This window comes from Paenibacillus pedocola (genome assembly GCF_031599675.1).
Classification (GTDB): Bacteria; Bacillota; Bacilli; order Paenibacillales; family Paenibacillaceae; genus Paenibacillus_AQ; species Paenibacillus_AQ pedocola.
On sequence record NZ_CP134223.1, the window covers coordinates 5,620,612 to 5,633,242 of the forward strand.

Sequence of the window (12,631 nt, forward strand, 5' to 3'; positions counted from 1 at the left end):
TTGTTAGCGCTTGCAATATAACCATAATAATAAATTCTGTTTTTCCAATTTCTGATGAATAAGCCGGGACGCTGTTTCTGACTGGCTACTTGCTAGCCAGAAATACGTCCCTCTTATTCAATCCCTGACCAGCAGGGATTAAGCTTTTACTGCACCGAGTGTCATGCCGCCTACGAAATACTTCTGCAGGAACGGATACACTACAAGGATAGGTACGGTTACTACAATGGTAATCGCCATCTTGATCGATTCAGGCGAGATTTGCGCCATTTGCTGCGCCATATCGTTGGCATTCACCATGCCGCTGCCCTGGTTGGTAGATGATAATACCTTCATGAGCTCATACTGGAGCGTGGTAAGATGCGGCTTATTGCCGTTGTACAGATAAGTGCTGAACCATTCATTCCACTGTCCTACGGCCAGGAACAACGCAATCGTTGCCAGAACCGGCTTACACAGAGGCAGGATGATCTTGTAAAAAATCACAAAGTCATTGGCTCCATCCAGCTTGGCGGATTCCTGAAGAGCGAACGGCAGCCCGTCCATAAAGGACCGGATGACGAAGACGTTGAAGGCGGAAACCGCACCCGGCAGGATGTAAATCCAGAAGGTACCGATCAGGTTCAAGTCTCTCATCAGAATGTACATTGGCACCATACCGCCGGAGAAATACATTGTCAGGGCCAGGAAATAAGAGACAAACTTTCTGGCTCTGAACTCCGGACGGCTGAGCGTAAAGGCCAGCATGGAAGAACTCAGGAGTCCCAGTAGCGTACCGGTAATGGTACGGAGTACAGATATTTTGAAGCCTTGTATCAGGCCGGTATAACTGAAGATACGCTGGTAATTCTCAAGCGTCCAGGCTCTTGGCCAGATATAGATGCCGCCCCGAACAGTGTCTGTAGATTCGTTAAAAGAAATCGCCAGTACGTTCAGGAAGGGATACAACGTCACGATCATGATTAGTCCAAGAGCAATGTATAGAAAGATGTCGAATATACGCTCACCTTTTGACATTTGAAATGCTTTGCCACCCACTTAAGATCCCCTCCTTTACATAATGCTTTCTTTAGTAACTTTCTTCATTACACCGTTAGCAACAAGCAGCAGGATTACACTGACTACCGAAGTGAACATACTGATTGCCGTACCGTAAGAGAAGCGGGTTATCTGTATACCATACTTAAGCGCATACATATCCAGCACTTCCGAATAATCGGTTACCATGTTATTGCTGAGCTGGAACTGTTTTTCGAAACCGATTCCAACGAGATGGCCAATCGACATAATCAGGAGTACAGTAATGGTGGTTCGGATACCCGGCAAAGTAATGTTAAACATCTGTTTGATTCTGCCTGCACCGTCAACTTTGGCTGCTTCATACAGCTCTTTGTCGATGCCTGTAATCGCTGCCAGATAGATAATTGCATTCCAGCCTGTTTCTTTCCAAAGGTCGGCGACCGTCAAAACTCCCCAGAACATCTTGGCCTTGGCCATGAACTGAATCGGTTCGTCAATGACATTCAGCCAGAGCAGCAGATCATTGACAATCCCGCCGTCGATCGAGAGTGTCTTGTAGACAATCCCGCCTACAACGACCCAGGATACAAAGTGAGGCAGGTAGGAAACCGTTTGAACTGTTCTTTTAAATACATTGCCCCGCAGCTCATTGAGCATTACCGCGAACAGGATGGGTACAACGAAACCAAATATCAGACCCAAAATGCTCATTGCGAGTGTGTTTCTCAAAACAAGATAGAAGCGTTCATCGTGGAAGAGTTCTTTGAAGTTATCCAATCCGACCCACTTCTGCTCAGTAAAGGATTTCTTCGGTTTATAATTTTGGAACGCCATCAACCATCCCCATAAGGGCACGTAGCTGAAGACGAATACCCAGATCACGAATGGAAGAGACATCAGATATAAGTACTTTTGCTGCAGTACGCTTTTCCAAAATCCACTATTCCGTTTCGTAGGTGGGTTGGGGGTTACGCTTTCATTAGCTGTAACACCGTTTTCAGTGAGCGCTTTCACGTCCATTATTCCCCCTTCGTTTTTATATTCATATCATACCTCAGCAAAATGTAAGCGAATACCCGACAGATTTCACGTAAAATCATATACAAATTAGACATTGAAACAGCAGCCGGGGAACTACTGTTTGTAATCGCTATCATGCGGGATGGAAAAGGCTATTTCTGTTCCCTTACCTTCCTCGCTTGTAATATTCAGGCCATGCTGTTCCCCGTAATACAAGACCAGTCTCTGATGCACATTGCGCATGCCGATCCGGCTCCGCTGCTCTTCTTCCGCCTGGGCAATGACCCCGCGCAGTTCAGAGAGCCGCTGCTCTGACATCCCTGCCCCGTCATCAATCACATATACCTGGATCTCATTGTCGATCAGCTTTACACTGACTTTCACATGAACGGGCCCTTCTTTATTCTCTAGACCGTGGACGACCGAATTCTCCACCAGCGGCTGAATGATCAGCGGCGGAATCAGAATCTCTGAGGCCTTGGTGTCAAAATCAATTTCATACATCAGCCTTTCCTCATAACGGAACTTCTGGATTTCCAGATAGGAGCGGATCATTTCAATCTCTTCCTTAAGCGGAGCCCGTTCTCTGCCGACTTCGAGGTTCTTACGCATCAGCTTGCCGAGCAGCCTGACGATATTCGCTATTTCCTTCTCACCTTTCAGGTGGGCATTCATCCGGATCGATTCCAGCGCATTAAAGAGGAAATGCGGATGAATCTGGCTGGCCATCATTTTCAATTTGATTTCCCGTTGGGCGATCTCCAGCCTGCTGTTCTTCTCATTGCTCTCAATGACCTGGCTGATCAGCTGGTTGATGCTCGACACCATATAGTTAAATTGGCGCGATAGCTGCCCGATCTCATCTGTACCGTCAATACGGGAGACAACGCTCAGATTACCCAAGGCTACTTGATTCAGCTGGCGGCTAAGCCGGAGCAGCCGGTTGGTGGTCAGCAAAGAGATCGTATAGACCATCACAAGGGCCACCAGCAATACACCGCTGATAATCAGCAGCCCGAGAATGCTTACTTTATTCGCGTCGCTGAGTATACTTTTGGTTTCGAATACGGAAATGATCTTCAGCTTGCTGATACTGAGTGCAGGGGTAATCTCATCAACGATAACGTAAGAATCGGCCCCTTTGACTTTCGTTTGGATAACATTGCCGGAATGGTGCTCCAGATCCACTTCAATATCAAATGAGTCCAGCGTCGTCCCGACCAGCTTCGGATTCTTTGCAGCCACAATATAGCCTTGCTCGTCTGTAATGATCGTCTCGAACGGTTCCTGGGACAGCATGTTATTCAGTTCATCCTGATTTACCTGAACCATGATAATTCCGATCTTGTTGTATTCCGGATAAGCTACCTGGCGGAGCAGGCTGAGTTTGTTTATGCTCCCCTTAGTGGTACCGATAAAACCCTCTTTGTCGTCAATATAGAGCCAGTAAATCCCTTTGGTTTCCATAACTTTTTTATACCAAAAACTAGATTCCTTCTCCGGAGTCAGCGGCGTAATCGACAGGTTGTTGACGAGTGTCGGATTGTCGATAAAAAAGCGGATGTTGGCGATTTCGCGGTACTGTAAAATGTAATCCTGAAAATCGGTATAGTCCATATAGGCCTTAGTAAGCTCAAGGATGTTCGGATACTGCCTGTTCACAAGCGTTTCCAGATTATCATCAAAAAACAGAAGATTGGAGATATCCGTAGGTACACGGAGCTTGGCCGACATCTGGCTTTTGATCTTCTCGACGTTATTTGTCGCCTGATCAATGGCCCGGTCCAGGGCTGCATTCCGGAAATAGCTAATCAGAATAATCCCGATAATCAGTACGGGAATCATGACAACCACAACGTAAAACAACATTAGCTTATACTTCAGCTTCATATTATTGATCATGCTTATTAGCTGCTTAATCTCAATCCCTCCATCCCAAATCATTCTCCCGAAAAATGTCAAACAGGCTGTTCCCTCATCAGCCAGCAGATGGGGAACAGCCCGTCTATCATAATCCTAGAATCCATGTTCAGCAAGCCCTTCCTGCTCACTGCTCCTTGCGGAAGGCGCTTGGAGATACACCTACATATTTGCGGAATTTCGCGTTGAAATAATCGGCATTCATGTAGCCGACCCGTTCGGCTACCTCGTATACCTTCATGCCCTGCGTGAGAAACTGCTTGGCTTTCTCAATTCTCACCTTGTCCAGATAAGTGTTAAAATGCTCGCCGATCTGATTCTTGAACATTTTGCCCAGATAAGCACTGTTATAGTTAAAAATCTGAGCAAGCATTCCCAGCTTCAGGTTCTCGTTATACCGGCGCTGAATCAAATCCGTAATCCGCTTAATCTCGTCGCCCCGTCCGCCGGTGTTCAGCTGCTTGGCGATATGTTCCAGATAATCGGCTACCATGCTAAGGATATCACTAAGATAATAGCTGTTGTACACTTCACTCGCAGGAGAGGCATTCTCGCTGATCAACGTGCGAACATCGGGATTTACGGCCTCCAGCCGGGCAATCGTACTGCTTACAATCCGGATCAGATTGTCTTTGATATAGGCCTCATCATGTCTGGTCTCAACCAGCTTGCAGATAATTTGTCTCACTAGCGGGGACAGTACCTCTGTGCTTCCTGTTTCAACCGCCAGCAGAAGCTCCATTTCTTCATCGCGTTCAGAATCAGCAAGCTCCCCGGGCTCCTCTACTGCTTCTGCCCACTGCTCTACTGCCCCGTCGACCAGAATCTCCCTGCGTCCGAAAAAGGCCTGCTCCAGCAGCTCCCGCGCAGCAGTATAAGATGCGGCAGCCTGTTCCGGCTCCGCCGCCGCTCCTCCGGATGCAGCATAAAAGTCCAGTCCTTCTTTGGCTATAATCCTGTTCAATTCCTGCCACAGTGCCGTACGGGCAGCTTCATCTTTCAGAGGCTCCTTCAGCAAAAGTCCTAGAAACGGAGGCAAACTGAAAAAGATTGCCCTCTCCGGCGGCAAATAGCTTTCCAGCAGGTTCCGGACCCGCTCTTCCCTTCCGTCCTCCCCCTTATGGGGACGCATCAGCTGGAGCAGAATAACCTCACTTTCCCCCTGCAGGCCAAGCCTGGATGCAGCTTCCGGGACGGTAATATCCTCGCTGCCAGGCTGAAGCAGCCCGCGCAGCCAGGCTTCATGATGGCTTACCTCAGCTTCCGTCTGCAGCTTGCTGAACTGCTCTTCCCGTTCTATCGTTACCCGGAGCTCCTGCAGATAAGAGATCAATTCCTCCTCATCCACCGGTTTCAGCAAATATCCGTCGATATGGCAGGAAATCGCCCGTTTAGCATATTCGAAGTCCGCATAGCCGCTAAGAATCAGCACATGGCAATTGGCGTTTTGTTTACGAAGCTCAGTAATCAGCTCCAGACCATCCATTCCCGGCATACGGATATCGGCGACGACCAGCCTGGGAGTAAAGGTATGGAACTTCTCAAGCGCCTCGAATCCGTTCGCCGCCGTTGCCACTACGGTATAGCCTTCTTCTTCCCAGGGGATCAAGGTCCGCAGCCCTTCCCGCAGCTTGGGCTCATCATCAACAATCAGCACTTTTATCATCAGTCTTCAACCCCCTTTAACGTAAAATCCGGAAAGGATCTTAAGTCCTCTCCGGAATCCGCGAGTGATCATCATTCCGCTTACCGGCGGGTGCTTACTTACGGTATGCCGCCAGCTTGTCGTTCAATTCACGGGTCTGGCCGTATACTTCCTGGTAAAGAGCGAACAATCCGTCATATACCGCCACCTGCTCCGCATTCGGTTTGAACACTTCTGCCGGACGGATGAAGGCTTCGGCGCATTCGCCCAGCGATGCGAACCAGCCGCTGCCATATGCAGCCAGCATCGCGGCGCCCATCGCAGGCCCCTGTTCGCTCTCCAGCTTAATAATTGAAGCACCAAAAATATCCGCCTGCATCTGCAGCCAGGCTTCATTCTTGGCACCGCCGCCAATCGCGACAATCTCCGTAATTTCCTTGCCGGATTCACGTACAATTTCAATAGATTCGCGAAGCGAGAACGTAATTCCTTCCAGCACGGAGCGGGTAAAGTGTGAAAGCGTATGCCCCGAGTCCATCCCGATGAAGCTGCCGCGGATATTCGCATCCGGATGCGGAGTGCGCTCGCCGCTGATATATGGTGTAAACAGCAGCCCGCCGCTGCCTGCCGGTACGGAAGTCACGCCCTGCAGCAGTTCCTCAAAGCTCTTATCAGCAGCAAACGTTTCTTTAAACCAGGTAAGGCTATGACCTGCAGCCAGGGTAACACCCATTATATAGAAGGCATCCTTCTCACTGTGGTTAAAGAAATGGACTTTGCCTTCCAGATTAAGATCCTTATTGGTCTCGTAGGAGAGAACTACACCTGATGTGCCGATACTGCACATCGTCCGTCCTTCACCAAGAATTCCCGCACCAAGTGCGCCGCAGGCATTGTCGGCTCCGCCGGCGAATACCTTCGTGGATGTAAGCAGTCCGGAAGCTTCCGCAATCTCCGGCAGCAGCGTTCCAGTCTGTTCGAAGGATTCTACCAGTCTTGGACACAATGAAACCGGCAACCCGAAGGCTTCGGCGATTTCCGGACTCCATTCCTTCGCACCAACGTCCAGCAGCAGCGTTCCGGCGGCATCTGAATAATCCATGGCGTAATCACCGGTTAACCGGAAACGTACATAGTCCTTCGGCAGCAGGAATTGATGGGCCTGCTCCAGAACCTCCGGCTCGTTCTCCTGAACCCAGAGGATCTTAGGCAGCGTAAACCCTTCCAATGCCTTATTTCTGGCGATGTCGATCAGCTTCGTTCCAAGCGTCTTCTCAATCTTGCGGCACTGTGCTGTAGTACGGGTATCATTCCAGAGAATAGCCGGACGCAGTACCTTGCCTTCACTGTCCACGAGTACAAGCCCGTGCATTTGGCCGGAGAAGCTGATTCCGTCTACCTGTGACGGATCAACACCCGATGTCTCAATTAGGCGGCGCAGGCTGACGAGTGTTCCGTTAACCCAATCCTCCGGATTCTGTTCACTCCAGTTGGGCTGCGGTCTGCTAAGCGGATACGCTGCCGAATGCTCAAAAGCTACCTTCCCCTGCGGATCAACCAATACCGTCTTTACCGCGCTCGTTCCGAGATCGACACCGATTACATATTTCATAGTTATCATAGTCCTCCTATTAGTGCTGCTTCTAATTATTACCCTGTTCTCCATATAAAAAAAGGGGGCTGCCGAAGAATGCTCTCTTCAGCAACCCCCGTTGCGTTAGTGATCCATGAATTTACGGACAGTGCCGCAAATCCGGTGTAGTCTTACTCAGCTGTCAGGATGTACTGGTTCAAAGTCGCTCTGAGCAGCTCTTGACGTCCGGACTGGTTCGGACGCGGAGTTTCATTGTTGAGGGCATAATCAGCCAGCGAAGCCAAAGTTGCTTTGCCGGATACGATATCAGCACCTACGCCTTCAGTGAAGCTGCTGTAACGTTTAGCGATGAAGTCGTCGAATACACGATCTTCAATAAGCTTAGCGGCAACCTTCAGACCCTTAGCATAGATGTCCATACCGGAGATATGTGCCAGGAACAGGTCCTCAGGCTCGAAGGAAGGACGGCGTACTTTGGAGTCGAAGTTGATACCGCCTTTGCCAAGTCCGTCGTTCTTCAGTACTTCATACAGGGTCAGGGTAGCATCGTAGATGCTTGCAGGGAATTCATCGGTATCCCAGCCCAGAAGCGGATCGCCCTGGTTCGCATCCAGCGATCCCAGCATGCCGTTGATGCGTGCTACACGCAGCTCATGCTCGAAAGTGTGGCCTGCAAGGGTTGCATGGTTAGCTTCAAGGTTCAGCTTGAAGTGTTTATCAAGGTTGTACTTCTGCAGGAACGCGATAGTAGTTGCTGCATCGAAGTCGTATTGGTGTTTAGTAGGCTCTTTCGGTTTAGGCTCGATCAGGAACTGGCCTTCGAAGCCGATTTCCTTAGCATAGTCTACAGCCATGCTGAACAGGCGGGCAATGTTGTCCTGCTCCAGGCCCATATCTGTATTCAGCAGAGTTTCATAGCCTTCACGGCCGCCCCAGAATACATAGTTGTCAGCGCCCAGACGTTTACCAACTTCCAGACCTTTCTTAACCTGTGCAGCTGCGTATGCATACACATCAGCGTTGCAGGTAGAGCCTGCACCGTGCATATAGCGCGGGTTGGTGAACATGTTGGCAGTGTTCCACAGCAATTTTTTGCCGGAAGACTTCATACCTTGTTCAAGGATGTCTACGATGGTATCAATGTTGCTGTAGAACTCACGCAAAGATGCGCCTTCAGGAGCGATGTCTACGTCATGGAAGCAGTAGTACTGCAGGTCCATTTTTTCCATGAACTCAAATGCTGCTTCTGCACGGGCTTTTGCCTTATCAATCGTGCTCAGCTTATCCCAAGCGCGGACTGCAGTTTCAGCACCGAACGGATCGGCGCCGCCTGCTGTTAATGTATGCCAATAAGCCATTGCAAATTTCAGGTGCTCTTCCATAGTTTTGCCGGCTACGATTTCTTTAGGATTGTAGAATTTGAATGCGTAAGGGTTAGTGGAACGGCTTCCCTCGTAAGAGATTTTGCTCACTGATTCAAAATAAGCCATTTGTAAAATCCTCCTCTATTATGCTTCGCCCGCAAGCAAGCGTTTACAGCATCATCTTAACACATCTTTCTGACTTTGTATATTGGTTAAACAAAGTTTTAATAAACTTTTTTGTGTCTGTTGTTTGTCCTCACACCCGGAGGCAACCTCTCTCCTCCTCCCGGTCTGCCTATTTATATGAACATAAAGTACCCCTTGGCCGCAGTACCTATTCGTAAGCTTACAGACCAGGATCCAGGCTTCATTCTATATATCCGGCTCCTCTGCCTGTTGCTTTTTGGCGGACATCGCTCTAGACTAAATGGCATGTATCAATGAGAACGTTGTCAAAAAAGGAAGTGTGCTTCGTGAAAGTTACAGGTGACCAGGCCCTGGTCAAAAAGATCAATAAATCAATTATTCTACATACGATCCGCATGTTCTCCCCGGTCTCACGGGCCAAGGTGTCCGAGATGACCGGCCTCAACAAAGCAACCGTATCGAATCTTGTTGCCGAGCTATGCGGCCAGGAGCTTGTCACTGAAGCCGGACCCGGCGAATCCAGCGGAGGACGCAAACCGCTGATGCTGCATTTCAATGCGATGGCTGGAAGTGTAATCGGCATTGAGCTGCGGGTAAAACAGCTTACGGCCGTACTATGCGACCTCGGCGGCGGCATTCTGCAGGAACTGGATTACCGGCTGGAGGCCCATGATTTCCCTTATGTACTGGAGCAGATGAAACGGATCATCGCCGATCTGATCGCCATGGCTCCGCCTTCCCCGTATGGCATCGTAGGGATTGGTGTAGGGGTACCGGGGATGGTTGACGAGCACGGCGTTGTGCTGTTTGCACCTAACCTTGGCTGGGAGATGATCGATCTGCGGTCCATCCTGGAAAACTCATTTTCAGTCCCGGTCACGATTGACAATGAAGCAAATGCGGGGGCACAGGGAGAGCTGAATTTCGGTGCGGCACGCGATGTCCGCCATTTGCTCTACATCAGTGCGGGGTCAGGGATCGGTTCGGGGATCATCATCGGCGGGGAGCTGTATAAGGGTGCCCGCGGATATGCAGGAGAGACCGGCCATATGACCATAGAGGCGGAAGGCAAGCCCTGCAGCTGCGGCAGCCGCGGCTGCTGGGAGCTGTATGCTTCCGAGAAGACCTATGATAATTCGGGGCTAACGCTGCCCGCACGTACAACCCGGGAACTCGTCCGCCATGCACGCAGTGGACAGGAGGACGCCTTAGCCCACTTCTCGTCCATGGGAGAGTATCTGGGAATCGGGGTAACCAACCTCATTAACAGCTTCAACCCTGAGCTGATTGTTATCGGCGGAGCCTTATCCGAAGCCGAGCCGTGGCTAGGCGAGCCGCTGCGCCGAGTGGTAGCCGAGCGTACGCTTCCCTATCACAAGCAGCAGTTAGAGATTACATTCTCCAAGCTGGGCAGCCGCGGAACGATGATTGGTGCCGGTTTCTCGGCCGTGATGCATTTTCTCGGCAATATTAGGGTTACACTCTGAACAATTGACGTAAAATCGCCGCAAATATAACAGCATAAGGTGCAGCAAAACACTTTCAAATCCATTATAATAAGGTTGCGTAAGTGTGACATATATCACACCACCCTTTTTGTTCTGAAACGGAGAGTGAGCCCATGACCTATGTTGACACATCTGATATTTCTGCGCAGATGTTCATCACTGTGCTGCTGCTTTTACTCATTATCGCCCCTTTAATCAGCCTCGGCGTGCTGCGGATGTTCCAATCAAAGAAGAAATCGGGATTTATGCTTATCTTTAGCGGTATAGCGGTTTATGCCATTTTTCAGGTGGTTATGTCCATTACCCACGCTTTATAATGATCTACTGATAACCCAATGACTCTGGCTGTATAAAAAATAGCCGGACCTCTTTCAAGTCCGGCTAACTTTTATACGGTAAGCTGTATCGTTCAGCTTACATTCTGCTCTGTGCTGCAGCGCCTACGGACAGAATACAGGCAAAGCGCTCAACTCCGGGATATTTTTCGCCCAGGCTGGTAATGGCAAATCCGGTACTCCTGTAAAAGCCCACAGCCTCATGATCAGTCTCTGCAGTAATCGTTTCAATTCCTGCGGTTCTGCTGATCTCCGTAATCATTCCTCTGCCAATTCCTTTTCCCTGCCATTTCGTCTGAACCGCAAGATGTCTGATTTCTAATGCTTGCTCACTCTGCCGGATAATCCCGGCTAATCCTGCCAATTCACCGTCTACAAAACAGCCGAACAATTCCTTGGAATCCTCTGTGTTGTAGCTGTTTATTTCCTGCCCGATCACCTCGCCGTCAGCCATCATGCACAGAGCCAGCAAGTCTTTCACCGCATCATAATTCCAATAATCCCTTAAGCATATTAACAAGGCCGACGACCCCCTATCTGTTTCATTATCCATTTATTTATATATAATAACGTGTCCGGTAAGTGCAAGTACTATCGTTCCAAAAAATCCGAACATAAAGACCGCCTCCGTTCAGGAAGCGGCCTAATGAAGGACTCTATATAAGCACGTCGTGTATTAAACAGTCGCCAATGCTTTGGTAAATTGGGTTTTATTCATCCCTACAATTTTGAAATCGCCGATAACCGTTACAGGCACGGCTCTTAGGCCCATATCCCAAACCTGTTGTGCAAAATCGTCGTTCTGCTCAATGTTGCGTTCCTCGTAGGATACACCCTGTTCGCTCAGGAAGCTTTTTACCTGGCGGCAATGTGGACAGTTGGTTGAAGTGTACACAATTACATTTTCCATTGTATGATTCCTCCTAAAGTTTATTTTCAATGAAATCTATTGTAGCACCGGAGTGCCTTGTTCACCAAATAGGGGTTACAGAATTACTGCGCTATGTTCCAGGCTTTCAATATATTTCTCAGCATCCATAGCTGCCATGCATCCGCTGCCGGCTGCCGTGATCGCCTGTCTGTAACGGGTATCCTGCACGTCGCCGCAAGCGAATACGCCAGGGATGTTAGTCTCGGAAGTGCCCGGATTGGTCACAATATATCCATTCGCATCGGTAGTGATCTGTCCGCCCAGGAAGGCTGTGTTCGGATGATGGCCAATCGCTACAAATACGCCGCTGGCTTCAATAATTTCTTCTTCACCTGTTAAATTATTCAGCACCTTAAGCCCGTTTACACCTTTGTCACCGGAGACTACTTCCAGCGGAGTGCGGTTCAGGCCCCAGGCAACCTTAGCGTTGTCACGGACACGATCCTGCATGATCTTCGAGCCACGCAGCTCTTCGCGGCGGTGTACCAGTGTTACTTTGGAGGCAAAGCGGGTCAGGAAGCCAGCTTCCTCAAGCGCAGAGTCCCCGCCTCCGACCACGACAATTTCCTTACCGCGGAAGAAGAAACCATCGCAAGTGGCGCAGGTGCTGACACCGCGTCCGATATTATCCTGTTCGCCGGGAATCCCGAGATATTTTGCTGTTGCGCCAGTGGAAATAATCAGGGTATCGGTCACGAAGGTTCCCATTCCCTCCACTTCAAGCTTGTAAGGGCGTTCCCCAAGATCCACACTGTTTACCCAGCCTGTAATGAATTTGGCCCCGAAGCGTTCTGCCTGCTTACGCATATTGTCCATGAGCTCCGGTCCCATAATCCCTTCAGGAAATCCCGGAAAATTCTCAATTTCTGTTGTAGTTGTCAGCTGTCCACCTGGTTGGGGACCTTCGATCACCAGCGGATTCAGGTTGGCCCGGGCCAGATAGATCGCAGCAGTCAGCCCGGCAGGTCCGGTACCGACGATAATTGATTTATACATGATTATATCCTCCTTGAGATGGACGCATAGACGTCGAATCTGCAGTTTCTTAATTAAAATAATTATAATGTAGTACTTATTATGATCATCTCAAGGGAATATGTCAATATGCCAGACACGTATGAATCGTCCTTTTTTGTGAACAATTCAA

Annotated in this window: 11 protein-coding genes; 2 read left to right on the forward strand and 9 right to left on the reverse strand. The window is 49.4% G+C overall.

Annotation, left to right across the window (positions count from 1 at the left end; all coding sequences use genetic code 11):
• Positions 1-138 precede the first annotated feature (138 nt).
• The 6 genes from QU597_RS24955 to xylA form a co-directional block, all read right to left on the reverse strand.
• Complete coding sequence (locus QU597_RS24955; protein WP_206102070.1) at positions 139-1,038, reverse strand: carbohydrate ABC transporter permease; 900 nt, start codon at positions 1,036-1,038, stop codon at positions 139-141.
• Positions 1,039-1,053: 15 nt separating this feature from the next.
• The gene (locus QU597_RS24960) at positions 1,054-2,040 is read right to left on the reverse strand and encodes an ABC transporter permease (protein ID WP_310830277.1); all 987 of its coding nucleotides are present in this window, start codon (positions 2,038-2,040) and stop codon (positions 1,054-1,056) included.
• 114 nt (positions 2,041-2,154) lie between these two features.
• On the reverse strand, positions 2,155-3,942 hold the full coding sequence (locus tag QU597_RS24965; RefSeq protein ID WP_310830278.1) for a sensor histidine kinase: 1,788 nt from the start codon (positions 3,940-3,942) through the stop codon (positions 2,155-2,157).
• Positions 3,943-4,087: 145 nt separating this feature from the next.
• Positions 4,088-5,626 carry a response regulator transcription factor gene (locus tag QU597_RS24970; protein WP_310830279.1) on the reverse strand — a complete coding sequence of 513 codons (1,539 nt, stop codon included), beginning with the start codon at positions 5,624-5,626 and terminating at the stop codon, positions 4,088-4,090.
• Between the two features lie 94 nt (positions 5,627-5,720).
• Positions 5,721-7,217, reverse strand: a complete 1,497-nt coding sequence (gene xylB / locus QU597_RS24975; protein ID WP_310830280.1) for a xylulokinase — start codon at positions 7,215-7,217, stop codon at positions 5,721-5,723.
• Positions 7,218-7,369: 152 nt separating this feature from the next.
• The gene (xylA, locus tag QU597_RS24980) at positions 7,370-8,689 is read right to left on the reverse strand and encodes a xylose isomerase (RefSeq protein ID WP_206102075.1); all 1,320 of its coding nucleotides are present in this window, start codon (positions 8,687-8,689) and stop codon (positions 7,370-7,372) included.
• Between the two features lie 347 nt (positions 8,690-9,036).
• Here xylA and QU597_RS24985 point away from each other — a divergent pair, with 347 nt between their 5' ends.
• Both QU597_RS24985 and QU597_RS24990 read left to right on the forward strand, forming a co-directional pair.
• Positions 9,037-10,197, forward strand: a complete 1,161-nt coding sequence (locus tag QU597_RS24985) for an ROK family protein (protein ID WP_310830281.1) — start codon at positions 9,037-9,039, stop codon at positions 10,195-10,197.
• Positions 10,198-10,331: 134 nt separating this feature from the next.
• The gene (locus tag QU597_RS24990; protein WP_310830282.1) at positions 10,332-10,535 is read left to right on the forward strand and encodes a hypothetical protein; all 204 of its coding nucleotides are present in this window, start codon (positions 10,332-10,334) and stop codon (positions 10,533-10,535) included.
• 97 nt (positions 10,536-10,632) lie between these two features.
• Here QU597_RS24990 and QU597_RS24995 read toward each other — a convergent pair whose 3' ends face one another.
• The 3 genes from QU597_RS24995 to trxB all read right to left on the reverse strand — a co-directional run bounded on the left by QU597_RS24995 (position 10,633) and on the right by trxB (position 12,480).
• On the reverse strand, positions 10,633-11,073 hold the full coding sequence (locus tag QU597_RS24995) for a GNAT family N-acetyltransferase (protein ID WP_310830283.1): 441 nt from the start codon (positions 11,071-11,073) through the stop codon (positions 10,633-10,635).
• A gap of 156 nt (positions 11,074-11,229) precedes the next feature.
• Entirely contained in the window at positions 11,230-11,463 is a 234-nt protein-coding gene (locus QU597_RS25000; protein WP_054943465.1) for a glutaredoxin family protein, read from the reverse strand.
• 75 nt (positions 11,464-11,538) lie between these two features.
• Entirely contained in the window at positions 11,539-12,480 is a 942-nt protein-coding gene (trxB, locus tag QU597_RS25005) for a thioredoxin-disulfide reductase (RefSeq protein WP_310830284.1), read from the reverse strand.
• Positions 12,481-12,631 lie beyond the last annotated feature (151 nt).